This window comes from Streptomyces sp. NPDC041129 (genome assembly GCF_055592265.1).
Map to the genome: position 1 here is coordinate 230055 of NZ_JBVIYV010000005.1, position 22442 is coordinate 252496.

Consider the following 22442-nt stretch of genomic DNA (forward strand, 5'->3'; position numbering starts at 1 on the left):
CGCCACCCCATGTACGCTGCCGTGCCCACCGCGCCACGTCGCGCCAAGGGTCACCGGCGTGGACCAGTGACCCCGCCCAGGCCACCCGGTCGGCGGCGTGGACGCTCAGTCCTCGACCGGATCCACCCGCCAATCGGGGTGCCCGGGCATCGGCGGGGTGTGCGGCCCGTACAGCCACGGCGTCAGAAACGGTTTCAGGTCCCGGCCGGCGACCTCGGAGGCGAGCGCGACGAAGTCCGCGGTGCCGGCGGCCCGGCCCCGGAACCGGGTCACCCACGACCGTTCGATCCGCTCGAAGGTCTCCTCGCCGACCTCCTCCCGCAGCGCGTAGAGCACCAGCGCGGAGCCGTCGTAGCGGATGTTCCGGAAGAGGGCCGGCTCGGTGGGTTCGGCGGGCGCCCCGTCGTCGTGCCGCCACTGGTCGTGCTGTTCGTACGCGTCCCGCATCGCGTCCTCCAGGGACACCCCGCCGTGCGCGTCGGAGTAGAGGCGTTCGTAGAAGCGGGCGTGACCCTCGCTCAGCCACAGGTCCGACCACCGCCGGAGGGCGACGCTGTCGCCCGTCCACTGGTGGGTCAGCTCGTGCACCAGGTCGCGCTCGGCGTGCACCCGGTCGCCCAGCAGGCTGTCCCTCGGCACGACGGACAGCGACTGGGTCTCCAGCGCGACCGGCAGGTCGGTGTCGGCGACCAGCACGCCGTAGCGGCGGAACGGGTAGGGGCCGAGCCGTTGTTCCAGCCAGGCCAGGTGTTCCGGGGTGAGGGAGCGGTACTCCCCGGTGTCCGCGACGAGGTCCGCCGGCACCACGTCCCGCACCGGCAGCCCGTGCGGTCCGGTCGCGTCGGCGAACTCGAACCTGCCGATCGCCACCTGGACGAGCTGGGCCGCGATGGGCTCCTCGGAGTCGTACGTCCACCGGAGGCGTCCGCCGGGCTGCGGCGCCCGCTCGACGAGCCGGCCGTTGGCCACCGCACGGCGGTCCGCGGGGGTGGTGATGCGGAAGGTGAACGGCGCCCGCAGGCTGGGGTGGTCGTCGGCCGGGAAGATCATCTTGGCGCCGTCGGGCTGCGGGTACAGCACGGTGCCGTCGGGGGTGGGCACCCAGCCGTACTCGCCGATCGCGTCGCGGCGGTGGCGACGCTGGTCGGGGTCGGCGGTGTAGGTGACCCGCACCGTGAAGGCGGCGCCGTCCGGGACCGGCCGCGCCGGGGTGACGACGAGTTCGTCGCCGTCGCGCTCCGCCCGCGCGGTACGGCCGTCGACGGTGACCGTGTGCAGCGTGTTGCCCGCGAAGTCCAGGTCGAAGCGGGACAGGGCCTGGGTGGCGGTGGCCGTGATGGTGGCGCCGGCCTCGAAGGGCGTGCCCGGCGCCCGCCAGTCGAAGGCGAGGTCGTAACGGCGCACCGTGTAGCCGCCGTTGCCGTCGTGCGGCAGCAGCGGGTCGCCGATGCCCCGGGCGCCGGGGGAGGGGGCCGCACCGGAGGCGCTCGCGCCCGAGCCGGGGGCCCGGCGGGCCGGGTGGGGCGCGTCGCGGCCGCCCTGGCAGGAGAGGGCGCCGGCCAGGAGGGCGGTGCCGGCGAGCACGAGGGCCGTACGGCGGCCGCGGGGGCGTGCGGTGCGGGCACGGCTGCCGGTCCTCGTGATTTTCATGGCCGCACTATGTCAGCAAAGCGATGAATCGCGGCTTATTTTCCTATGAGCACTTACATGTCTGTCTGTCACTTCCTCACCAGGTTTGCGGCATAGTGGCGGCGTCTTGGCACCGGCCCCAGGAGGAAACGCATGCTCGGCACCGACTTCCGTACCGGATCGCCCGTCTGGCTCGACCTCGGAAGCCCGGACACCGACGCGAGCGCCGCCTTCTACGGGGCTGTCTTCGGCTGGCACTTCGCCTCCGCCGGACCGGAGGCGGGCGGCTACGGGTTCTTCCTGAAGGAAGGCGGGACCGTCGCCGCCCTCGGACACCTCACCGAACCGGGCGCCGCCCCGGCCTGGACGACGTACTTCCACAGCGACGACATCCAGGCCACCGCTCGTGACGTGGTCGCGGGCGGCGGAACGGTGCGCGTCGAGCCGATGAGCGTGGGTGAGGGCTCGATGGCCCAGTTCACCGACCCGCAGGGCGCCCGGTTCGCGGTGCTGCAGTCCCCGATGGGGCTGCAGCGGACGTCCGAGGACAACGCGCTGGTGTGGGTCGAACTGCACACCACCGACCCGGAGTCGGCGATCCGGTTCTACGCCGGGGTGTTCGGCTGGCGCTCGGCGGAGATGACGGCACCCGGCATGACGTACCAGGTGCTCAGCATCGCCGACGGCGACCAGCAGGAGGGCGCCTTCGGCGGTGTGGCCCCGCTGCAGGGCGGCCAGGGTGACCCGCGCTGGGTGCCGTACTTCGCCGTGTCCGACCCGGAGGCCGTCGTCGCCGCCGGGCGGGACAACGGGGCGACGGTGCTCATGCCCGCGGTCGACGTCCCGGAGGTCGGCACCATCGCCTGGCTGAGCGCCCCCGACCAGTCCGTGTTCGCCGTCCTGCGGCCGAACCCGCGCCAGGTCTGAGGCAATCCTCCGTCGGGCGGAGCGGCCCTCGGCTGCCCGGGGTGTTCTGTTACGCCGTTCCGGTGCCCCTCCCGCCGCAGTTCGGCGCTCCGTCCCCGCGCCGCGCATTGAATGCACCGTGCCGCGTGAAGGGCATCCGCTCCGGGCCGTCCCTTCGCGCGTCCACGAACATGCCCGCGTACCCGGTGCCCCGCGGGCACCGGAGAGGAAGGGACCTGGATGCGCGTACTGCGCCGTTTCCTGTGGAGCGCGCTCGCCTCGACGCTCCTGCTGTTCGGGGTCACGCCGGCCCCCGCCCAGGCCGCCGAGGCACAACTCCGCCACGACAGCCGCGCCTGCCCGGTCACCCACCGCACGGCGGGCCCGACCAAGGCGCCGCCCACGGGGCTGGAGAACTACTACCGCGACGACTGGCGGCTGGGCCCCAGCCACCTCCCCACCACCGGCCCCGTCGCGAAGATGCTCAAGGGGTGGAAACCGCAGGACAGCACGTCCTCGTACTGGTTCCTGGGCTGCTACTGGCAGACCGACCAGCAGAACGTGTCCGGCTGGTGGTACCCGGACAACAACGGGTTCGTGCTGCGCGACGGCCGCCCGGTGCAGCAGACGGAGACCCTCCGCAAGGGGCAGCTCGTCGACCTCTTCGGCAGCGGCCGCGGCAACTTCCTGGCACCGGCCGGCACGCCGTACGCCAAGCGGGCCATCCCGCCGACCAACCTGGACGAGTACGACACGGCCGCTCCGCCGTTCAACTACCACCTCTACCGTGTCCTCGAGGACTTCACGGTCCAGGCCGGCCCCATCAGGCCCTGGTTCGGCCAGCCGGGACTCGGGCGGCAGTACGTGACGGGCAAGACCGTCCCGGAACTGATCGCCGGTCAGAAGCTGAAGGAGATCGCCCCCGCGGCGTAGGGCGGGACCGGCTCATCTGCCGGGAGCGCGGAAGGCCACCTGACGGCGGGCGGCCTCGTCGATCTCTTCGACGGTGAGCAGCGGGGTGGCCCGGGTGTGCAGGGCGCCGCTGGCCTTGACGGAGAGGCTGACGGCGGCCATGGACACCGGGTCGGGGAAGGCGACGACGAGCACGATGTCGTCCGCCCCGAAGGCGAAGTACATGGCCTCTACGCTGCCCCCGAGGCCGGTGACGACCTGCTCGACGGCGGCGCGGCGACCGCTCCCGCCCTCGTCGAGCAGACCCTTCGTGCCCTCGGCGGTGTAGGTGGCCTGGATGAGGAACTTCGGCATGACACTCCCTGCACGTCGGTGACCGGCTTACGCACGAGGGGCTTCCCGTCGCGGCCCCGGCCGTCCCCCGCGGCGCGGCCTGAATCACCCGCCCGGCGGTCTCGCGGTGCCCGCCCAGGGCACGGTGACCCCCCGTCACCCGCCGCCCAATCACGGGGACGGCGTCCAGCGGGGCGCCGGCCTGGCCCAGGCCTCGTCCCACGCGGCGAGGTCGTGCAGCACGGCGAGGGCCGCGGTGCCGTAGGCGGCCGCGGCGGAGACTCGCTCACCGACTTCGCCCTCGCCCTGCTCATCGGCCTGGCGGTCGGCACCTGGTCCTCCGTCTTCGTCGCCGCACCCGATCGAACTCCAGGTCCGGACCGGCGGGCGGCGGGGCGCGGGCCGAGTGGAACCCGCACGGGGGCGCACCGCCACCAGCACTCCCGCCCCGCGCGGGCTAGGATCCGTGACCATGGCACTGACCGTGCACGACGTGGACCGGTTCGAGGCGTCCAGGCCACGCCTCGAGGCCATCGCCTACCGTCTGCTCGGCTCGGCGGGTGAGGCGGAGGACGCCGTGCAGGAGACGTTCCTGCGCTGGCAGGCCGCCGACGTCGGCCGTATCGAGGTGCCCGAGGCCTGGCTGACGAAGGTGCTCACCAACCTGTGCCTCAACCAGCTCACCTCGGCCCGCGCACGGCGCGAGACGTATGTGGGCCAGTGGCTCCCCGAGCCGCTGCTCGCCGGGGACCCGATGCTCGGCCCCGCCGACACCGCCGAGCAGCGCGAGTCGGTCTCGTACGCGGTCCTCACCCTGCTGGAGCGGCTGTCCCCCAACGAGCGCGCGGTGTACGTGCTTCGGGAGGCGTTCGACTACCCGCACCGGGAGATCGCCGAGATCCTCGACCTCACCGAGGCCGCCAGCCAGCAGATCTTCCACCGCGCCAGGAAGCACGTCGCGGAGGGCAGGGCCCGTACCGAGATCGACGAGTCCGCCGCCCGGCGGATCGTGGAGGAGTTCCTCGCGGCCGCCACCAGCGGCCGGACCGAGCCCCTGGTGCGGCTGCTCACCCAGGACGCCGTCGCGATCGGCGACGGCGGCGGGAAGGTCCCGGCCCGCACCAAGGCGTTCGAGGGCGCCCTCGCGGTCGCGAAGTTCATGCGCGGTCTGTTCAAGCCCGGAAAGGCCAAGCGGGACCTGGTCGGCGGCTCGCCCGAGATCCACGCCGTGACGGCCAACGGCGGACCCGCCGTCGTGGTGGTCCTCGACGGCCGCGTCATCGGCGTCCTGTGTCTGGAGGTCACCGCCGACGGCATCGCCGCGCTCCGCAGCCAGGCCAACCCCGACAAGCTCGAGCGCGCGACCGAGCGCTGGGCGGCCACCGACCACGGAGAACCCCTGCTCACCATCTTCTGAACCGGATGTGACCTGCTTCACATCCAAAACCTGTCAGGAAACGGCGGGCCGCCCGGTTCAAGGGGCGAATCCGCTGAAGACAGGAGCAGGGACATGCAGCACCGCATCGTCGTCCTCGGAGCCGGATACGCCGGCGCCACCGTCGCCGGACGCCTCGCCAGGCGGCTGCGCCCCGAAGACGTCGCCATCACGCTCGTCAACGCCGAACCCGACTTCGTCGAGCGCGTCCGGATGCACCAGCTCGCGGCGGGCCAGGAGCTGCGGCCCCGGCCCCTCGCCGACCTGTTCGCGGGCACCGGCGTGCGACTGCGCATCGCCGAGGTCACCGGCGTCGACGCCGACCGCGGGACGGTGGCCGTCGAGACCGCGAACGGCGCCGAGGAACTGGCGTACGACACCCTCGTGTACGCCCTCGGCAGCGGCTGGAACGACCAGGGCGTCCCCGGGACCGCCGAGCACGCCGACGAGATCGCCGGCCGGACCGGCGCGCTCCGGCTGCGCGAGCGGCTGGCCCGCCTGGACGCCGGCCGGACCGTGGTGGTGGTCGGGGGCGGCCTCACCGGTGTGGAGGCCGCGACCGAGATCGCAGAGGCCCGCCCGGACCTCGACGTCGCCCTCGCCGCCAGTGGCGGCCTCGGCGACTGGCTCTCGGCCAAGGGCCGCGGGCACCTGCGGAAGGTCTTCGGCCGGCTCGGCATCACCGCGCACGAGCACACCGCCGTCACCGCCGTCGAGGCCGACCGGGTCGTGACCGCCGGCGGCGGTTCCATCCCGGCCGCGGTCACCGTGTGGACCACCGGCTTCGCCGTCCACCCGATCGCGCGGGCCACCACCCTGGAGGTCACCGGCACCGGACAGATCGTGGTCGACGGCACCATGCGCTCGGTGTCCCACCCGGACGTGTACGCCGTCGGCGACGCCGCCATGGCGACGGGCGCCGCCGACAATCCGCTGCGGATGTCCTGCGCCTCTGGCGTGCCCATGGCGTGGCAGGCCGCCGACGCCATCGCGGCCCGCCTGACCGGCGGCAAGCTGCCGAGCGTGCCGTTGCGCTACTTCAACCAGTGCGTCTCGCTGGGCCGCGGGGAGGCGCTGATTCAGTACGTCACCGCCGACGACCGGGCCGTCCGGGCGGCCCTGACCGGGCGGCTCGCGGCCTTCTACAAGGAACTGGTCTGCAAGGGCGCGGCCTGGGGCGTCGCCAACCCGACGCTCGGCGTCCCGACCCGGCGCCGCCGCGTCGTGCGGCAGCCGGCCCAGGCGGCCGAGGCCGTCGCCTGACCGCACCGCGGGCGGGCGTCCTCTCGGCGAGGACGCCCGTCCCGCGGCCCGCCGTCGGCCTGCGAGGCGCACCCCGGCCCGGTGCGCCCGGGGGACACCGGGTGACCGGTGCCGGACGGCTCAGTCGCGGGGGCCACTCGCACCCACGAGCAGCAGCGGCGCCACCATTCCCTGGAGCGCCGGCACGACGACCTGCTCCTGGCCCACGGCACGGCGGGCACCCTCCCGGCCTGGCGCGCCACCCGGCCGGTGTAGCTTCACGCCGTGTCCATAGCCCTCGGTTCCCTCGGTGCCCTGGCGGCCCTGCTGGCCGTGATCAACGCCGTGCAGGCCTTCCTCGGCCGCCGGCTCGTCAGGCCCTCGACGGGCCGGCGCCCGGCCCGTCGGCTCCGCGCCGAGTCCGCGGTGGCCGCAGTCGTCCTGTCCGGCGCCTCCCTGGCGGCCTTCGGCGTCCTGGCGGGCGGGCAGTGGCCCCCGCTGGGCGGCGCCGTGATGCTGGCCGGCTGGACCGGCCTCGTCCTGGTGCGCCGGTTCACGCCCCGGGCGTAGCCGCGCCATCCCGTACCGACACCCGGTGGCCGAGGGACCACCGTTCTCACCGGGGAACGTCGGGGTTGGGCCCCCACTCGGAGGAGCCGAGCGGATGGCTGTACGCGGGGCGTCCCACGTTCCCGCTCGTCCGGAAGGGCCTGCCGTTGTCGTCGACGCGCACCGTGCCGTGCCGGTCACCGCTGGACCAGTCCAGCTCCAGGTACCAGCTCACGTTGTGCGCCCGCGCGTCCGCGAAGACGTAGAAGACCTCGGGGTCGGACTCGCTCACCTTGTACGGGAAGTCGCGCTGACCGGCCTTCGGGGTGAGCGTGGGCCGCCCGGCGTCGAGGTCCGCCCCGAACGCCGCCGTACCCACGCCACCACCGCACCCGACGCCCATCGCGAAGTCGTTCCAGGCGAGCGGCGCGCTCTTCTCCACCACGCGTACATGCAGGCCCTCCAGGACGACGGTGGCCCTGCCGGTCCCCTGCACGGTCAGCGCGAGCATCTGCTGTCCGCCGGCGACCCCGCCCAGCGCGGTGACCCACCCGCGCGCGTCCTGCTCACCCGGCGGCGGAGGCACCTGCTCGGGCTGCCGGTCGATCAGGTAGTGCTGGCTGCACGGGTCCTCCCACTTGTACGGATCGACGGCGACGGTGGGCGCGGTGGCCCCGTCCTCAGAACCGCCGCCCCGCGCCGCCCCGGCCGCACCGCCACGGGAGGGGGAGGCGGGGGCGGAAGCCGGTGGACTCGCGCCGCGGGAGGCGGACGGCGAGGGTGAACCGCTCTTCCCGTCGGCCGGCTTCGAGGCGCCGGCACTCCCGGCGTCGGGCTGAGAGACCGCCGTTCCCGTGGACGTGTCTGCGGCCCGGCGGTCTTCGCCACCGCCGGACAGGAGGTTCGCCACGAGCGCGGCCGACACCAGGGCGGCGGCCACACCGACCCCGGCGAGGACGGCGGTGCGCCGCCGTGCCACGGGAGCCTCCGCCGAACGCCACGGCTCACCCTCGGGAGCGGTCCCGTCCGCAGCGGCCTCGGACTCCGCCGCCGCAGCCGCAGCCGCAGCCGCAGCCGCGGGCGGCGCCGCGGCCCCCGCGGCACCGGAAGCGGGCCGTGCTTCGGACTCCGCCGTCCCGGACGCGAAAGGCGCTTCGGACTCCGCCGCCCCGCTCGCCCTCTGTCCACGCCGGGCGTCCGCGAGAACCCACCGCCGGTGCAGTTCCACCAGTTCCTCGGGCGTCGCCCTGCACAGTCGCGCGAACCGTTCCACGGGCGCGTAGTCCGTCGGTACGGCGTCCCCGTTGACGTACCGGTGAAGCGTGGACGCACTCGTGTGCAGCCGTTTCCCGAGCACCCCGTAACTGAGCCCGGACCGTTCCTTCAACCGGCCCAACAGCTCCGGGAAATCGTCCCCCGTCACCGTTCCGTCCCCTCCACGCGTCCCGCACCCCCATTCCAGGGGGAGGTCATTTCAGCAGGTCAGAGCTGTTGCGGGCGTTCCGCCGTCCCGGATGTCCCGGCGGCTGTGGCGGCCGGGACGGATCGCCGCACAAGCTTGGGCCATCCAAGCACGCCGCTCCCGGATCCCGGACGAGCGGCCCACGCCAACACCCGTACCGCACAAGGGGGATCCCATGTCCACTCGCACCCGCCGCACCCGTCTGCTGTTCGCTTCCGCGCTCGCCGCCGCCGCGCTGACGCTGACGGCGTGCAACGACGGACAGGACGTCCGCGACGAGGGGGCGTCGGCCGGATCCGCGTCCACGTCGGCGCCCACGGCCTCCGCCACGTCCTCGTCCAAGGCGGGCGGGGGGACCTCCGACGGCTCGGCAGACGGCTCGGCCGCTTCGAGCGGCACCACGGGCTCTCAGAACTCGTCCGGCTCCAAGGGCTCGACCGGGGCCACGGGCTCGAAGGGTTCCAGCGGGTCGTCCGGCTCGAAGGGCTCGTCGGGCTCGAAGGACTCGGGGGCCGCCTCCACCCGCTGCTCCGTCTCCTCCACCCGGACGACCGCCACGGCGGTCTCCCGCCCCCTGAACCACCTTCTCCTCACCGTCACCAACACCGGCTCGAAGAACTGCGACCTTCTCCACTACCCGGCGGTCCGGTTCGGCGAGGCGCAGTCCGTCCCGGCGGCCTACGAGGACTCCAAGCCGCAGGCTGTGGTCACGCTGGCGCCCGGTGAGTCGGGCTATGCGAGCGTCCGTCTCTCGGCCGGCGACGGCAGCGGCTCGCACGGCTACACGGCCAAGTCCCTCGAGGTGTACTTCAACACGAGCGCGAACGTCGCCGCCCGTCCGTCGCTGCCCGCGAAGGGCGTGCACGTCGACGACTCGATCCGGGTCTCGTACTGGCAGTCGACCATGGACGACGCCCTGAACTGGTGACACGCAAATGAGCCGGGGCCCGCACCTCATGGGTGCGGGCCCCGGCCACGTGGTGCGCGAACCATTGGCTCGCGACGATTCGCGTCAGCGTCAGGCGGGAACGATGTTCTCCGCCTGCGGGCCCTTCTGGCCCTGCGTGACGTCGAAGGTCACCTTCTGGCCTTCCTGAAGCTCGCGGAAGCCGCTGGTGGCGATGTTCGAGTAGTGGGCGAACACGTCAGCGCCGCCGCCGTCCTGCTCGATGAAGCCGAAGCCCTTTTCCGCGTTGAACCACTTCACGGTGCCAGATGCCATATTGAATCTCCCTTGAGGGGCAGTGCCGGATCCGCACTTTACGGAACCGAGTGGCCGCGATGATCACCCCTCCGGAAAGATCCGGAAAGCTTTGCAAAGAAAAAATCTCTGGCAACCAAAACTGCAACCGGTAGCCAAGCTAACACAGGTCCCGGTCCCAGCACCTGAGCATTTTCCGGAGCGTCGGTTAATCCTCGTCCGGCCGCCACCCGTAATTCTGTACCGGCGGGACTAGATATCTGTGCGGCGGCCGTCCAGCTTCCGGAGCATTTCCCGGTTCAGGCGGAGGGTGTCGTCGAGATGGTCCTCGAGGGAGACGATGCGGCAGGCGGCCTCGACGGGAGTGCCCTGGGCGACCAGTTCACGGGCCCGGGCGGCGACGCGCAACTGGCGGCGCGAGTAACGGCGGTGGCCCCCTCCCGAACGCAGGGGGGTGATGAGCCCGACTTCGCCGACGGCCCGGAGGAAGGCGGGGGTGGTCCCGAGGACGTCGGCGGCCCGTCCCATGGTGTAGGCGGGATAGTCGTCGTCGTCGAGGTTGCCGGCGACGGGGGCTTTATCGGCGGGCATGGCACCTTCGTCTCGGGGGCGCGGCGGAGAACCCGTTTGTGCGCGCCACGCGGACTCGGCGCTCCTCTGCCTCGTACGGCAACCCTAGCGTCGGGAGGCATGGAGATGTGGCCCCGTCATGGCAGATATCCGATCAGGGCCGACGCCGGCCGCGCTCGTCCGCCTGTTCAGCCGGCGCCGGTGCCGCGGCTGCCCGCCGATCGATCGGCGGCACGCCGGTACTCGGCGTTGATGCGCTGTGCTTCCTCGAGTTGGTCCTCGAGGATGACGATGCGGCACGCCGCGTCGATCGGGGTCCCCTTGTCGACGAGTTCGCGGGCGCGCGCGGCGATCCGCAGTTGGTAGCGGGAGTACCGGCGGTGTCCTCCCTCCGAGCGGAGTGGAGTGATCAAACGAGCCTCACCAATGGCTCGGAGGAAGGCCGGGGTGGTGCCGAGCAGCTCGGCTGCCCGGCCCATCGTGTACGCGGGGTAGTCGTCGTCGTCCAGACGATCATTCAGTGGGTTGTCCGATGTCATGTCACCTCGCTGTGCAACGCGTCGAGGGGCCCTGGTGCCGTACGGCACCAGGGCCCCGAAGGAAATTCAACACCATCTGTCGGCCCTACTGCTCTGCCGACCTTCTGTTTCCGCTACCGGCCCGGCAGGGCGGAGCGGGGATCGCAGCTGCGTGACCGGGGACCACCATCCATTCCGGGGTCTTGCGGTACCCGGGCCGAGTGCTCCTCGGGCCGGGCGATCCTGATGGCGTCTGCTCCTCCGTTCCTTTCCGTCGGGTCAACCACTGAACGAACTGGCCTCCAGGCCAGAGATCCGCCCTGAGCTGCGGGCTTCTTCTTCAGCATCCCGCCGGTTCGCGTCTGGCGGGCCTCCATCGACCATGTCTACGCCAAGAAGCATACCCAGGGCGCGAGTAAAAATCTACTTCGTGCAGAGTAGGTTTCACCCGTCTGGTGAAGGAGAAGGTCTGTTACGGTCGCGCCGGCCGGTTGACAGAAGCCCTTCCTGCCGCGCGCGTGACCGGCACGACCCCGCGGGGGGTCGGATACGCGCGGGCCGCATAAGCTCTGCTGGCATGTCGAACCCTGATGAACTGCTTGTCGCCATTGCCGCCGCGGTGGAGGCCGGGCGAAGCAATCAGATGTCATTGACCGTGGTCGTCGGCGGCGCCGTCATCACTGGCCGGCTGGCCCCTGAGGCCGTATGGAGGGAGCGGGTGGCGGACGTCCTGAAGGACTCGGACCGTCTCGGCCCGTTCGCGGAGGTCTTCGACCGTGGCCGGCGAGGGAACCCGCCCGAACGCGGCGAGGCGCCCACGCATTTGCACTTCCATCTCGCCCGGATCCTGCAGGGAAGCCTCGGCATCCCGGAGACGGGCGGCATGTACCGGGTCGCGATCGAGGACGTCGGCGCATGGACCGTGGGGGATTTCAGCTACGTCGACCGGTGACGCCGTCTCCGTCCCTCGGCCCGGGCGGCCTTTGCGAGTGGACGGTCCCACCGGGATCCAGAGGACCCGGCATCGCCGGCGGTGAAGTCACGGGACGAGGGAGGGCGCGCCACCCGCGCGGGACGGCGATCCGTCGAGGACGTCCCGCAGACGGATCCGGTCCGTGTACGCGGAGCTGTCGCGGAGAACGGCGAGCCGGGCCAAGGTGATCAGACCCGTGCTCTCGTCGTCCCCGTCGCACACGGTCAGGTACTCGACCCGGGCACCCGCCATGACGGCCAGAGCCACCTCGACGGTCATGTCGTCACATACCCGGGGCCGGTGCCCATGGCTGTCGTCGAGCACGGACCCGGGGGCGGGGTGCGTCCTGCGGTACTGCGTCCGTGCCGGCGTCAAGGGTGTCTCCTTCGGTAAGGGCTGGTCGGTCTGACGGCCCCGCGGCCCCAGGAGGGCATGGGGCTCCCTGTGCGGGCCTTAAGCAGCCGAGTCGTTGCCGGGCCGCCGCTGTGCGCGTCGCCGCACCCCCGCGCCGACGGATCCGCCCTGGCCGGCGCGGCCCCGAGACGGCGACGACGCGCGGCGGGGGCGTTCCGTGACTGGCGCCGTGATGACCACAGGGACGCCGGAGGGCGCCTGGGCGCCGGTGATGCGACGCAGTTCCGCCTCGCCCGAACGGACCGGGGTGATGTGCGGGGTGATGCCGGCCGACGCCATCAGTCGGCTCATGCCGCGGCGCTGGCCGGGGGTCACGAGGGTGACGACGCTGCCGGACTCCCCGGCGCGGGCCGTACGGCCGCCACGGTGCAGGTAATCCTTGTGGTCACCGGGCGGATCCACGTTGACGACCAGGTCGAGTCTGTCGACGTGGATGCCGCGGGCGGCGACGTTGGTGGCCACCAGGACGGTGACGTGACCGTCCTTGAACTGCGCCAGGGTCCGGGTGCGCTGCGGCTGGGACCTGCCGCCGTGCAGGGCCGCGGCGCGGACACCGCTGTTCAGCAGGTGCTCGGTCAGCCGGTCCACGGCGTGCTTGGTGTCCAGGAACATGATGACCCGGCCGTCCCGGGCCGCGATCTCGGTGGTCGTGCGGTGCTTGTCCGCGTCGTGCACGTGGAGTACGTGGTGCTGCATCGTGGTGACGGCACCGGCCGACGGGTCGACGGAGTGGACCACCGGGTCGGTCAGATGGCGACGGACCAGCAGGTCGACGTTGCGGTCCAGGGTGGCGGAGAAGAGCAACCGCTGACCCTCGGGGCGGACCTGGTCGAGGAGGGCGGTGACCTGGGGCATGAAGCCCATGTCGGTCATCTGGTCGGCCTCGTCGAGAACCGTGATGCCGACGTCGTCGAGCCGGCAGGCGCCCCGGTCGATGAGGTCCTTGAGCCGGCCGGGCGTCGCGACGACCACCTCCGCGCCGGTGCGCAGCGCACCGGCCTGCCTGCCGAGAGACATTCCGCCGACGACGGTGGCGATCCGCAGGCGTACGGAGCGGGCGTAGGGAGCGAGCGCGTCGGTGACCTGCTGGGCCAGCTCGCGGGTGGGGACGAGCACCAGGGCCAGTGGGCGGCGCGGCTCGGCGCGCCGGCCGGCCGAACGGGCCAGTACCGCGAGGCCGAAGGCGAGGGTCTTGCCCGACCCGGTGCGGCCGCGACCGAGTACGTCACGGCCGGCCAGGGAGTTCGGCAAGGTCGCCGCCTGGATCGGGAACGGTACGGTCACGCCCTCATGGCCGAGCGTGGCCAGCAACGCCGCCGGCAGGCCGAGATCGGCGAACGAATCGACAGCGGGCAACGCGGGCGTGACCGTCTTCGGCAGGGCGAACTCGCCCTGCGCGGGCTGCCGGTTTCCGAAACCGCTGGAGCGGCGCGGAACGCCGGAGCGACCCCCGGCGGCATTCCCACCGAAGCGATCGGACGGGCGATCGGCGCGTGTGCGAGTGGTACGTGTGCGGTTCATGCGGAACCTTCCTCGATGCGGGCACGTATCAAGGAATTTCCGCAGCAGAATTCGCGGCGCAGGGAATCGCGAGAACGGGCCGAGAACGGCAGGGGTGAATCCCCCGCCAGTAAAGCGAGCTGGGGCCCGCACCCCAAGGTGCGGGCCCCAGCTGCGAAGTACGCGGCAGTGCCGGTGTGTCAGGCGGGAACGATGTTCTCGGCCGTCGGGCCCTTCTGGCCCTGCGCGACGTCGAACGACACCTTCTGGCCTTCCAGCAGCTCGCGGAAGCCCTGGGCGGCGATGTTCGAGTAGTGGGCGAAGACGTCGGCGCCACCGCCGTCCTGCTCGATGAAGCCGAAGCCCTTTTCCGCGTTGAACCACTTCACAGTGCCAGTAGCCATTTTGTCTCTCCTTCGGAGGCGGTTTCAGGAATACACCTCGTGCGCATTCCGTGTCGCCGTGATGATCAGCCGTCGGAAAAGCCCACTGGCAACCACACCTGCAACTGATGACGACAGTAGCACGTCGGCGCCGGTCGAGTGCGATAAATAATTCCGCCCCGCTTGTGGCCGCAGAGATATTTCTCCTGCGCCGCGTCGATTTCTCATCTCGCGACCACAGATATTGGTTTCCGGGGAGGAACCGCTGTCGGGTACGTCTGCCGACTCGTCGCGATCTTCGTGCGGGCGCCGACGACCCCTTGCTTGTAGGCCTTTCAGCACCGCGACGCCGCCGGAGAGGCTGGGGGCTGCGCGTCGGCCGGCGCCACGCTGCGCGGCAATGGCTCCTAAATGAAAGAAGCCCCAGGTCACTGACCTGGGGCTTCAAGAAGAGCGGGTGACGAGAATCGAACTCGCGCTCTCAGCTTGGGAAGCTGATGTTCTACCATTAAACTACACCCGCGTGATTACGGGTTGACCGGCTCCGCGGAGTCGATGCCCGAACGCTCGCTCACTGTACCCCATCGTGGACCCCCGGTGCCCGGACCCGGGGGTCCACGTGCGTCCGGGGCATGGGATACCGCTGCGGGGGAACGGAGTTGGGGCGTACCGTGGCGGGGTGGGAGAGGGGCCGGGCGAGGCCGGAGTGCCGCCTGGAGAGTCGTCTCTTTGATCCCGTAATGTGGCTTTCGTCGTCGGAGCAGCAGGGCGACGAGGCTCTTGGGGAAGGGACTTGAGGGATTTGATGGAACGCACCGTCGTTCGTTGCGCGGACGGGCACGTCTTCAGCGCCACTTCGTTCCCGATGCAGAAGGCCGAGCGGCTGGGCCCCGGCCGGCTCGTGAGGTGTCCACGGTGTGCCCGGCTCCGCAGTGTGGTGCCGGTCGCCCTGGAGAAGCGGTAGCCGGACCTCGGCACACGGACACAGGCGCGCGGAGTCGTCACGATTGTCGGGGCTCCGCGCGCCTTGCGTATCCTCGGTGCGTGCTTCTCTCAGACAAGGACATCCGGGCCGAGATCGATGCCGGGCGGGTACGGATCGATCCCTATGACGAAACCATGGTGCAGCCGTCGAGCATCGACGTCCGGCTGGACCGGTACTTCCGGGTGTTCGAGAACCACCGGTACCCGCACATCGACCCCTCGATCGAGCAGGCCGATCTGACCCGGCTGGTCGAGCCCGAGGGCGACGAGCCGTTCATCCTGCACCCCGGGGAGTTCGTGCTCGCGTCGACGTACGAGGTGATCACGCTTCCCGACGACCTCGCCTCACGTCTCGAGGGGAAGAGCTCCCTCGGCCGCCTCGGGCTCGTCACGCACTCCACCGCCGGGTTCATCGACCCGGGGTTCAGCGGTCACGTGACCCTGGAGCTGTCCAACCTCGCCACCCTGCCGATCAAGCTCTGGCCCGGTATGAAGATCGGCCAGCTCTGCATGTTCCGGCTGACCTCGCCCGCTGAACACCCGTACGGCAGCGAGCGCTACGGCTCCCGGTACCAGGGGCAGCGTGGGCCGACGGCCTCGCGGTCCTTCCTGAACTTCCACCGGACCCAGGTGTGAGGGCGGCGACGACATGAGCCAAGCGCGTGAGAATCTGAGCTACGAGCGGTTCGGCACCGCGATCCGCGAACTGGCGCAGACCATCGCGGACGACGGGTACGAGCCCGACGTCGTGCTGAGCATCGCGCGGGGCGGCGTGTTCGTGGCGGGCGGGCTGGCCTACGCCCTCGACTGCAAGAACATCCACCTGGTGAACGTCGAGTTCTACACCGGCGTCGGCACCACGCTCGAGATGCCCGTCATGCTCGCGCCCGTGCCGAACGTGATCGACTTCTCCGACAAGAAGGTCCTGATCACCGACGACGTCGCGGACACCGGCAAGACGCTCAAGCTGGTGCGCGACTTCTGCCTCGACACCGTCGCCGAGGTGCGCTCCGCGGTGATCTACGAGAAGTCCCACTCCCTGGTGAAGTGCGAGTACGTCTGGCAGCGGACCGAGGACTGGATCAACTTCCCGTGGAGCGTGCTGCCCCCGGTCCGTAAGGCCGGTACGCCGGTCACGCCGTCCAAGGACGCGCTCTAGAGACGCGCTCCGGAGCGGCCGGAACGGTCCGGCGGCCGGGGTTGCACGTCACCCGGCCGCCGGACCGTGCGATCGGCTCCGTCGTTACGGCCGCGCCTGTTGCTGCTGCTGTTGCTGCTGCTGGTTGCAGTTGATGGTGACCGTGTTCCCGCCGTCCTTCTTGACGGTCTTCAGGGCCTTGACGGTCTTCAGGGCCTTGGTGGCGGCCCCGCCCGCCTGCTGCTGCTGTTGTTGCTGCTGCTGGTTGCAGTTGACGGTGATCGTGCCGTCGTCGTCTTTGTCGATGGCCTTCAGGGCCTTGGTGGCGGCGTCGCCCAGCCGGGCCTGGTCCATCGAGGGGTAGGAGATCTGCAGGAGTGTCACGTGGCCCAGCAGCGGAAGGTCCCCGACACCTTGTGCCTGGGCGCCTCCGGCGCTGAAGAGAACGGCCGCCGTCACAGCGGCGCTGACCGCGGCACATCGCTTGGCGAACTTCACTCGACCAACCTTTCGTCGTCCCTGACACCGAATTCCCGGCTTCGGTGGACAGAATGGTCACGACGGGCGGCGAAGGATCACTGGGCGCGCTGCGGTGCCTTCCTTTTCCCCCGGACAGCCTCACCCGGGGAAATGCGCGGAGCGCGTGCGAAAGGCCCCCGGCGGGCGATTGCGCGGGGGCCTTCTTCGATGGTGACGGGCCGGGCTAGAACGTGCCCAGCTTCACGATCGACAGCAGCGCGATCAGCTGGATGGCCGACGCGGCCAGCGCCTTCGGCCAGGGCAGGTCGTGCGAGCGGGACACCATCAGGGTGAGCAGGGCGCCCGCGCCGATCCAGGTGGCCCAGCCGAGCAGCTGGACGAAGCCGGCGTCGCCGCCGAAGAACATGGCGACGACCAGGCGGGGGGCGTCCGTGAGGGACGTGATCAGCATGGACAGGCCGACCGTGGGCTGCCAGGCGCCGTTGCCGCCGAGCTGGCGGGCCAGGGTGTGGGTCACCACGCCCAGGACGAAGGCGCTCAGCACCATCGCCACGGCGGTGACCAGGACGATCGGGATCGCGTTGGACAGCGTCGCGTTGATCGCGTCCGCGCGGGCCCCGTCGAAGCCGAAGACGGCGAGCAAGCCGTAGAGGAAGGTGACGATCAGGGCCGGGGCCCACATCGTGTAGTCCCGCATCCGCAGGAACGTCTGGTTCGGGGCGAGGACGACGCCCTTCAGCAGTTCCTTCCAGTGCAGGGGCGGGCCGATCGGGCCGGACGGCGCGGCCGCGCCGGCGTGGTAGGTCGAGCCCTGGGTGTAGCCGGCGGCCTCGTCGACCGAGAACGCCTGGGTGTGGCCCGGGTTGTTCGCCGCGTACGGGTCGTACCCGCCGTGTCCGGCCCCCGGGTGGCCGCCGTCGCCGAAGTACTCCGGGCCGTCGTCGGCCGCCCCCGGGTACCCGTACGGCTGCCCCTGCTGCGGGTACGGCGGCTGCGGCGCCGCCGGGTAGCCGTGCGAGGGGCCCGCGGGCCGTCCGTACGACGGTCCCTGCCGTCCCTGCGAGGGCCCGCCGGGCCGCCCCTGTCCGTACGACGGGCCCTGCGGCGCCTGCTGTCCTTGGGGGGTGCGGTTGTCCCGGCCCCCACGTCCGCTCCTGAATCCAGCCACGTCATCGAACGTACCTGGTCCCGGGGACCGACGTGCCGGACCCGGGCGTCCGGGCCCGGCTTTGCGGCCGACCTGTGACATCCCCTAAGGGACCGTCAGGGTCGGTCAGTCGGCGAAGTTGGCGCCGAAGAACGGCGTGCCCGTCGTCGAGACGCCCGAGGTGCTCGGGGAGATGGCGCGGGAGCCGGTCGTGGTGATCCGGGTGCCGTTGGAGGGCAGGTAGGTCACCGCGCCGTTGTCGGCGTTCTCCCGGGAGCCCACGATCAGGTCCGCCCTGCCGTCGCCGGTGACGTCGTCGAGCTTGACGTCCTGCCCGAAGAAGTCGTCGTCCTCGTCGCTGCCGGGCACGCCCGCCGTGGACTGGGCGAAGGACTGGGCGCCGGAGGTGGTGTCCAGGCCGTCCGGGGTGCCGTAGAGGACGGTGACCGTGCCCGTGTTGGCGGCGCTGCCGATGTTCTCGCCGGCCACGCCGATCGCGAGGTCGAGGAAGCCGTCGCCGTTGACGTCGCCGAGGTCGAGCTCGTAGCCGAAGAAGTCGTTGCCCTCGGCGGTGCCGGGGACGTTGCCCGTGTCCTGGGTGATGCCGGTGGCGTTGGAGGGGTCGCCGTCGGAGCCGTAGGTCACCCAGACCTTGCCGCCCTTGGTTCACGGAGCGTTCGGCGCAGAGGAGACCCGCGTCGGGGCGTGAGGGTTGTACGTGAGCCCGGTCGGTTTCCGGGACTGCCGGGAACCGGACCGGCCCGGATCACATCGCCAGGAACTCCGAGCTGGAGAAGGTCACCGCGGGCCTGCCGTCGAGCAGGTTCCTCGCCGACCCCCGGTACACGGCGACGGTGTCCTTCGTCCCGCCCCGGTGTGTCCGCACGACCAGGTCGGCCCGCCCGTCCCCGTCGAAGTCGCCGACCGTCAGGACCCGGGTGGTGCCGGGCCCGGCCGGCATGACGGTGACCATGCCGTCCCCGGACAGCCCGGTCCTCCCCGCCCGCAGGACACGCAGCCGGGAGCCGCTGGAGACGAGTTCGTCGCGGCCGTCGCCGTCGAAGTCGGCGGCGTCCAGCACGGAGCCGGGCACGGCGAGGGCCGCCCGGGCCGCCGCGGCCGGGAGGTCGTAGCGCAGGGACGTTTCCGCCGTGCTGCCGACCGCCGCGTCCAGCGCCTTGCCGCGGCCGAAGCGGCCGAGGGCCACGTCGGCGCCGGCGGGCAGGCGGGTGCCGGTGCGGGCGGGGCCGGCCGGGCCGCCGAGCACGACCGCGGCCGTGCCGGTGCCCTCCGTGGCGCGGACCACGAGGTCGTCGTTCCCGTCGCCGTCGACGTCGGCCGCGGGCCCGGCGGGCACCTCGCCGGGGGCGGCCAGTGGCGCGCCGGCCGCGTGCGGGGCGCCGGTCCGGCCGAACGGGCCGCGCAGGTACGACAGCCTGCCGCCGGACGCGTGCAGCACCAGGTCCTTGCTGCCGTCCCCGTCGAAGTCGCCGCACACCGGCTGGTCCGGCCAGTCGTTGCCGAAGCGGGCGCGGGCCGGGACGGTGAGCTTGACGGCGCGGCCGGTCAGCCCGGCGGGAGAGCCGAACAGCACCTGCAGCGGCACCGGGGGCCGGCCCTGGCCGTCGTAGGGCGGGTCGGTGGAGACGATCAGGTCGGTGAAGCCGTCGCCGTCCAGGTCGCAGCCCTCCTCCGCGTCGAAGACGGCTGGGAGGCGGCCCTTGGTGGGGGCGGCCCGCTTCCCCGGGGTGAGCAGTTGCCGCGCGCCGGGCGTGAGTCCGCGCGGGCCGCCGTAGACGATCCCGATGCCCGCGTCGTCGGCGTGGCTGTCCTCCTTGACGAGGTCGTTGAGGACGAGGTCGCGGTGGCCGTCGCCGTTGAAGTCGTCGGGGACGTCGCTTCCCTCGCCGTGCGGCACGGGGATCTCGGCGGGGGCGTCGGCGATCCGGGCGGGCGTGGGCCCGGCTCCGCCGCCGGCGCCGCCCGGGCCGCAGGCGGCGAGGAGCAGGGTGCCGCAGAGGACGGCGGTGGCCGCGGTACGGGTCCCACGTCTGCGCAACGGCACCGCACACCCCTCCAGACTCCCGGACGACAACCTCGCAATCATGCACGCGTTCGAGAGGCGGGGTAAGGGGCGGGGGTGGCGGTTCGGTCACGGGCGGCCCGCGGACACCACGGCGCCCCCCGAACCGCCGTGCGGTTCGGGGGGCGCCGTGGGCTGTTCAGCGGGCGGTCACTTCACCGGCTCGGGCTCCGGCTCGCTCTCCGTCTCCGCCTCGCCCGCCGGGTCGACCGGCGTCCTGACGGAGTCGAGCAGCAGCTGGGCGACGTCCACGACCTGGATGGACTCCTTGGCCTTGCCGTCGTTCTTCTTGCCGTTGACCGAGTCGGTCAGCATGACCAGGCAGAACGGGCAGGCGGTCGAGACGATGTCCGGGTTCAGCGAGAGAGCCTCGTCGACGCGCTCGTTGTTGATGCGCTTGCCGATCCGCTCCTCCATCCACATCCGGGCGCCGCCGGCGCCGCAGCAGAAGCCGCGCTCCTTGTGGCGGTGCATCTCCTCGTTGCGCAGGCCCGGGACCTTGCCGATGATCTCGCGCGGAGGCGTGTAGATCTTGTTGTGGCGGCCCAGGTAGCACGGGTCGTGGTAGGTGATGATGCCCTCGACCGGGGTGACCGGGACGAGCTTGCCCTCGTCCACCAGGTGCTGGAGCAGCTGGGTGTGGTGGATGACCTCGTAGTCCCCGCCGAGCTGCGGGTACTCGTTGCCGAGGGTGTTGAGGCAGTGCGGGCAGGTGGCGACGATCTTCTTCGCCGACTTCGGCTTCCTGGACTCCGCCGTGACCTTGCCGTCGTCGTCCAGCTCCTCGCCGAACGCCGTGTTCAGGGCCATGACGTTCTCCATGCCGAGCTCCTGGAACAGGGGCTCGTTGCCCAGGCGGCGGGCGGAGTCACCGGTGCACTTCTCGTCGCCGCCCATGATCGCGAACTTCACGCCCGCGATGTGCAGCAGCTCGGCGAAGGCCTTGGTGGTCTTCTTGGCGCGGTCCTCGAGGGCGCCGGCGCAGCCGACCCAGTACAGGTACTCGACCTCGGTGAGGTCCTCGATGTCCTTGCCGACGACCGGGACCTCGAAGTCGACCTCCTTGAGCCACTCCAGGCGCTGCTTCTTCGCCAGGCCCCAGGGGTTGCCCTTCTTCTCCAGGTTCTTGAGCATCGTGCCCGCCTCGGACGGGAACGCGGACTCGATCATGACCTGGTAGCGCCGCATGTCGACGATGTGGTCGACGTGCTCGATGTCCACCGGGCACTGCTCGACGCAGGCGCCGCAGGTGGTGCAGGACCACAGGACGTCCGGGTCGATGACGCCGTTCTCCTCGGCGGTGCCGATCAGCGGGCGCTCGGCCTCCGCGAGGGCGGCGGCGGGCACGTCCTTGAGCTGCTCCTCGGAGGCCTTCTCCTCGCCCTCCATGGTCTTGCCGCCGCCGGCCAGCAGGTACGGCGCCTTGGCGTGGGCGTGGTCCCGCAGCGACATGATCAGCAGCTTCGGGGAGAGCGGCTTGCCGGTGTTCCAGGCGGGGCACTGCGACTGGCAGCGGCCGCACTCGGTGCAGGTGGAGAAGTCCAGCAGGCCCTTCCAGGAGAACTGCTCGACCTGGGAGACGCCGAAGACGTCGTCCTCGCCCGGGTCCTCGAAGTTGATCGGCTCGCCGCCGGAGGTCATCGGGAGCAGGGCGCCGAGGGAGGTCCCGCCGTCGGCGTTGCGCTTGAACCAGATGTTCGGGAAGGCGAGGAAGCGGTGCCAGGCCACACCCATGTCGGTCTTCAGGGCGACCGTGATCATCCAGATGAAGGACGTCGCGATCTTCAGGCCCGCGAAGAAGTAGGTGAGGTTCTGGAGCGTGGAGACGTCCATGCCCTCGAGCCAGTGGACGACCGGGTACGAGATGAAGAACGAGGCCTCGTAGCCGTCCACGTGGTGCTGGGCGCCCTCCAGCGCGTGCAGCATGAAGATGCAGACGCCGACGATGAGGATGACGGCCTCGACGAAGTACGCCTGGCCGAAGTTCGAGCCGGCGAAGCGGGACTTGCGGCCCGGCTTGCGCGGGTGGGTGAGCTGCCGGATGACGATCAGGGCGAGGATGCCGAGCACCGTCATCGTGCCGATGAACTCGACGAAGACGTTGTACGGCGCCCAGTCGCCGATGACCGGCAGGATCCAGTCGGCCTGGAACAGCTGGCCGATGGCGTTGACGATCGTCAGCAGCAGCGAGAAGAAGCCGACCGCCACGAACCAGTGCGCGACACCGACGATGCCCCAGCGGTTCATCCGGGTGTGGCCGAGGAACTCCCTGACCACGGTGACGGTGCGCCGGCCGGGCTCGTCGGTTCGGGTGCCCGCGGGCACGTTCTGGCCGAGCCGCATGAAGTTGTAGATCTGCAGGAGGGCGCGGGCGAACAGGGCCACGCCGACCACGATCAGAACCAGCGACACGATGATCGCGGCGAGTTGCATTTCGGGGCTCCTCGGGCCTGCGAGGGAAATTACTAAGCGGTAACTTATGCAGTCCGTTCGAGACTACCCGCATCTTTACTCGCACTGTAGCCAGGCGCGAGGTGATCTGGATCGCTGAGGTGTGCCTGAGCCGAGTGGCAATCTGATCGT

Annotated in this window: 24 protein-coding genes, 1 tRNA gene and 2 pseudogenes; 11 read left to right on the top strand and 16 right to left on the bottom strand. The window is 71.3% G+C overall.

The features are described from left to right. Positions 1–105: 105 nt before the first annotated feature. Positions 106–1650, bottom strand: a complete 1545-nt coding sequence (locus ACZ6B1_RS18960; protein WP_468779754.1) for a M1 family metallopeptidase — start codon at positions 1648–1650, stop codon at positions 106–108. A 132-nt stretch (positions 1651–1782) separates the two neighbouring features. On the opposite strand from ACZ6B1_RS18960, the gene ACZ6B1_RS18965 reads away from it, so the two are divergent. Together ACZ6B1_RS18965 and ACZ6B1_RS18970 are read left to right on the top strand one after the other, a co-directional pair. Then, entirely contained in the window at positions 1783–2556 is a 774-nt protein-coding gene (locus tag ACZ6B1_RS18965) for a VOC family protein (RefSeq protein WP_468779756.1), read from the top strand. Positions 2557–2775: 219 nt separating this feature from the next. Continuing rightward, a complete protein-coding gene (locus ACZ6B1_RS18970; protein WP_468779758.1) occupies positions 2776–3468 on the top strand; it encodes a TNT domain-containing protein in 693 nt (230 codons plus the stop codon). A gap of 12 nt (positions 3469–3480) precedes the next feature. Here ACZ6B1_RS18970 and ACZ6B1_RS18975 read toward each other — a convergent pair whose 3' ends face one another. Beyond that, on the bottom strand, positions 3481–3801 hold the full coding sequence (locus ACZ6B1_RS18975) for a GYD domain-containing protein (RefSeq protein ID WP_468779760.1): 321 nt from the start codon (positions 3799–3801) through the stop codon (positions 3481–3483). 252 nt (positions 3802–4053) lie between these two features. Here ACZ6B1_RS18975 and ACZ6B1_RS18980 point away from each other — a divergent pair. From ACZ6B1_RS18980 to ACZ6B1_RS19000, 5 genes and pseudogenes are all read left to right on the top strand, one after another. Next, a pseudogene (locus ACZ6B1_RS18980) lies at positions 4054–4344 on the top strand (protein translocase subunit SecD); the annotation flags it as partial. Further along, a complete protein-coding gene (locus ACZ6B1_RS18985) occupies positions 4253–5197 on the top strand; it encodes an RNA polymerase sigma-70 factor (RefSeq protein WP_468779762.1) in 945 nt (314 codons plus the stop codon). The pseudogene ACZ6B1_RS18980 and the gene ACZ6B1_RS18985, both read left to right, overlap by 92 nt. A gap of 93 nt (positions 5198–5290) precedes the next feature. Beyond that, on the top strand, positions 5291–6478 hold the full coding sequence (locus ACZ6B1_RS18990) for an NAD(P)/FAD-dependent oxidoreductase (RefSeq protein ID WP_468779763.1): 1188 nt from the start codon (positions 5291–5293) through the stop codon (positions 6476–6478). A gap of 108 nt (positions 6479–6586) precedes the next feature. Then, a complete protein-coding gene (locus tag ACZ6B1_RS18995) occupies positions 6587–6733 on the top strand; it encodes a hypothetical protein (RefSeq protein ID WP_468779765.1) in 147 nt (48 codons plus the stop codon). A gap of 9 nt (positions 6734–6742) precedes the next feature. Next, positions 6743–7027, top strand: a complete 285-nt coding sequence (locus ACZ6B1_RS19000; RefSeq protein ID WP_468779767.1) for a hypothetical protein — start codon at positions 6743–6745, stop codon at positions 7025–7027. Positions 7028–7073: 46 nt separating this feature from the next. On the opposite strand, the gene ACZ6B1_RS19005 is transcribed toward ACZ6B1_RS19000, so the two are convergent. Continuing rightward, complete coding sequence (locus ACZ6B1_RS19005) at positions 7074–7985, bottom strand: hypothetical protein (RefSeq protein ID WP_468780153.1); 912 nt, start codon at positions 7983–7985, stop codon at positions 7074–7076. A 300-nt stretch (positions 7986–8285) separates the two neighbouring features. Next, positions 8286–8429 (bottom strand): annotated as a pseudogene (locus ACZ6B1_RS19010) (helix-turn-helix domain-containing protein); the annotation flags it as partial. Between the two features lie 214 nt (positions 8430–8643). Between ACZ6B1_RS19010 and ACZ6B1_RS19015 the strand changes: the two are divergent. After that, a complete protein-coding gene (locus ACZ6B1_RS19015) occupies positions 8644–9396 on the top strand; it encodes a DUF4232 domain-containing protein (protein WP_468779769.1) in 753 nt (250 codons plus the stop codon). A gap of 90 nt (positions 9397–9486) precedes the next feature. Here the strand turns inward: ACZ6B1_RS19015 and ACZ6B1_RS19020 are convergent, their stop codons facing one another. From ACZ6B1_RS19020 to ACZ6B1_RS19030, 3 genes are all read right to left on the bottom strand, one after another. Further along, a complete protein-coding gene (locus tag ACZ6B1_RS19020) occupies positions 9487–9690 on the bottom strand; it encodes a cold-shock protein (protein WP_007383480.1) in 204 nt (67 codons plus the stop codon). 231 nt (positions 9691–9921) lie between these two features. Then, positions 9922–10260, bottom strand: a complete 339-nt coding sequence (locus ACZ6B1_RS19025; RefSeq protein ID WP_468779771.1) for a helix-turn-helix domain-containing protein — start codon at positions 10258–10260, stop codon at positions 9922–9924. Between the two features lie 167 nt (positions 10261–10427). Next, on the bottom strand, positions 10428–10778 hold the full coding sequence (locus tag ACZ6B1_RS19030; RefSeq protein WP_468779773.1) for a helix-turn-helix domain-containing protein: 351 nt from the start codon (positions 10776–10778) through the stop codon (positions 10428–10430). A gap of 556 nt (positions 10779–11334) precedes the next feature. Here ACZ6B1_RS19030 and ACZ6B1_RS19035 point away from each other — a divergent pair. Next, positions 11335–11709 (top strand): hypothetical protein, encoded by a 375-nt coding sequence (locus ACZ6B1_RS19035; protein ID WP_468779775.1) that lies wholly within the window; start codon positions 11335–11337, stop codon positions 11707–11709. A gap of 87 nt (positions 11710–11796) precedes the next feature. Here the strand turns inward: ACZ6B1_RS19035 and ACZ6B1_RS19040 are convergent, their stop codons facing one another. From ACZ6B1_RS19040 to ACZ6B1_RS19055, 4 genes are all read right to left on the bottom strand, one after another. After that, positions 11797–12105, bottom strand: coding sequence for a CBS domain-containing protein (locus ACZ6B1_RS19040; RefSeq protein WP_468779777.1), 309 nt, complete (start codon positions 12103–12105; stop codon positions 11797–11799). 78 nt (positions 12106–12183) lie between these two features. Beyond that, complete coding sequence (locus ACZ6B1_RS19045; RefSeq protein WP_468779779.1) at positions 12184–13665, bottom strand: DEAD/DEAH box helicase; 1482 nt, start codon at positions 13663–13665, stop codon at positions 12184–12186. A 179-nt stretch (positions 13666–13844) separates the two neighbouring features. Further along, the gene (locus ACZ6B1_RS19050) at positions 13845–14048 is read right to left on the bottom strand and encodes a cold-shock protein (protein ID WP_210925114.1); all 204 of its coding nucleotides are present in this window, start codon (positions 14046–14048) and stop codon (positions 13845–13847) included. A gap of 431 nt (positions 14049–14479) precedes the next feature. Further along, positions 14480–14550, bottom strand: a tRNA-Gly gene (locus tag ACZ6B1_RS19055). Positions 14551–15071: 521 nt separating this feature from the next. On the opposite strand from ACZ6B1_RS19055, the gene dcd reads away from it, so the two are divergent. After that, positions 15072–15647, top strand: coding sequence for a dCTP deaminase (gene dcd / locus ACZ6B1_RS19060; protein ID WP_351672548.1), 576 nt, complete (start codon positions 15072–15074; stop codon positions 15645–15647). A 13-nt stretch (positions 15648–15660) separates the two neighbouring features. Next, the gene (locus ACZ6B1_RS19065; protein ID WP_468779781.1) at positions 15661–16170 is read left to right on the top strand and encodes a phosphoribosyltransferase; all 510 of its coding nucleotides are present in this window, start codon (positions 15661–15663) and stop codon (positions 16168–16170) included. 84 nt (positions 16171–16254) lie between these two features. Here the strand turns inward: ACZ6B1_RS19065 and ACZ6B1_RS19070 are convergent, their stop codons facing one another. From ACZ6B1_RS19070 to ACZ6B1_RS19090, 5 genes are all read right to left on the bottom strand, one after another. Next, positions 16255–16647 (bottom strand): hypothetical protein, encoded by a 393-nt coding sequence (locus ACZ6B1_RS19070; protein WP_468779783.1) that lies wholly within the window; start codon positions 16645–16647, stop codon positions 16255–16257. 205 nt (positions 16648–16852) lie between these two features. Beyond that, positions 16853–17878 carry a Yip1 family protein gene (locus tag ACZ6B1_RS19075; RefSeq protein WP_468779784.1) on the bottom strand — a complete coding sequence of 342 codons (1026 nt, stop codon included), beginning with the start codon at positions 17876–17878 and terminating at the stop codon, positions 16853–16855. 24 nt (positions 17879–17902) lie between these two features. Next, entirely contained in the window at positions 17903–18421 is a 519-nt protein-coding gene (locus tag ACZ6B1_RS19080) for an integrin alpha (protein WP_468779786.1), read from the bottom strand. Between the two features lie 121 nt (positions 18422–18542). Next, on the bottom strand, positions 18543–19841 hold the full coding sequence (locus ACZ6B1_RS19085; protein WP_468779788.1) for an FG-GAP repeat domain-containing protein: 1299 nt from the start codon (positions 19839–19841) through the stop codon (positions 18543–18545). 168 nt (positions 19842–20009) lie between these two features. Then, on the bottom strand, positions 20010–22292 hold the full coding sequence (locus tag ACZ6B1_RS19090) for a (Fe-S)-binding protein (RefSeq protein WP_468779790.1): 2283 nt from the start codon (positions 22290–22292) through the stop codon (positions 20010–20012). Positions 22293–22442 lie beyond the last annotated feature (150 nt).

Coding starts and splice junctions, on each gene's coding strand:
- ACZ6B1_RS18960 (WP_468779754.1), bottom strand. CDS start 1,650: ATGAAAATCACGAGGACCGGCAGCCGTGCCCGCACCGCACGCCCCCGC.
- ACZ6B1_RS18965 (WP_468779756.1), top strand. CDS start 1,783: ATGCTCGGCACCGACTTCCGTACCGGATCGCCCGTCTGGCTCGACCTC.
- ACZ6B1_RS18970 (WP_468779758.1), top strand. CDS start 2,776: ATGCGCGTACTGCGCCGTTTCCTGTGGAGCGCGCTCGCCTCGACGCTC.
- ACZ6B1_RS18975 (WP_468779760.1), bottom strand. CDS start 3,801: ATGCCGAAGTTCCTCATCCAGGCCACCTACACCGCCGAGGGCACGAAG.
- ACZ6B1_RS18985 (WP_468779762.1), top strand. CDS start 4,253: ATGGCACTGACCGTGCACGACGTGGACCGGTTCGAGGCGTCCAGGCCA.
- ACZ6B1_RS18990 (WP_468779763.1), top strand. CDS start 5,291: ATGCAGCACCGCATCGTCGTCCTCGGAGCCGGATACGCCGGCGCCACC.
- ACZ6B1_RS19015 (WP_468779769.1), top strand. CDS start 8,644: ATGTCCACTCGCACCCGCCGCACCCGTCTGCTGTTCGCTTCCGCGCTC.
- ACZ6B1_RS19020 (WP_007383480.1), bottom strand. CDS start 9,690: ATGGCATCTGGCACCGTGAAGTGGTTCAACGCGGAAAAGGGCTTCGGC.
- ACZ6B1_RS19025 (WP_468779771.1), bottom strand. CDS start 10,260: ATGCCCGCCGATAAAGCCCCCGTCGCCGGCAACCTCGACGACGACGAC.
- ACZ6B1_RS19030 (WP_468779773.1), bottom strand. CDS start 10,778: ATGACATCGGACAACCCACTGAATGATCGTCTGGACGACGACGACTAC.
- ACZ6B1_RS19035 (WP_468779775.1), top strand. CDS start 11,335: ATGTCGAACCCTGATGAACTGCTTGTCGCCATTGCCGCCGCGGTGGAG.
- ACZ6B1_RS19045 (WP_468779779.1), bottom strand. CDS start 13,665: ATGAACCGCACACGTACCACTCGCACACGCGCCGATCGCCCGTCCGAT.
- ACZ6B1_RS19050 (WP_210925114.1), bottom strand. CDS start 14,048: ATGGCTACTGGCACTGTGAAGTGGTTCAACGCGGAAAAGGGCTTCGGC.
- ACZ6B1_RS19065 (WP_468779781.1), top strand. CDS start 15,661: ATGAGCCAAGCGCGTGAGAATCTGAGCTACGAGCGGTTCGGCACCGCG.
- ACZ6B1_RS19075 (WP_468779784.1), bottom strand. CDS start 17,878: ATGTCACAGGTCGGCCGCAAAGCCGGGCCCGGACGCCCGGGTCCGGCA.
- ACZ6B1_RS19090 (WP_468779790.1), bottom strand. CDS start 22,292: ATGCAACTCGCCGCGATCATCGTGTCGCTGGTTCTGATCGTGGTCGGC.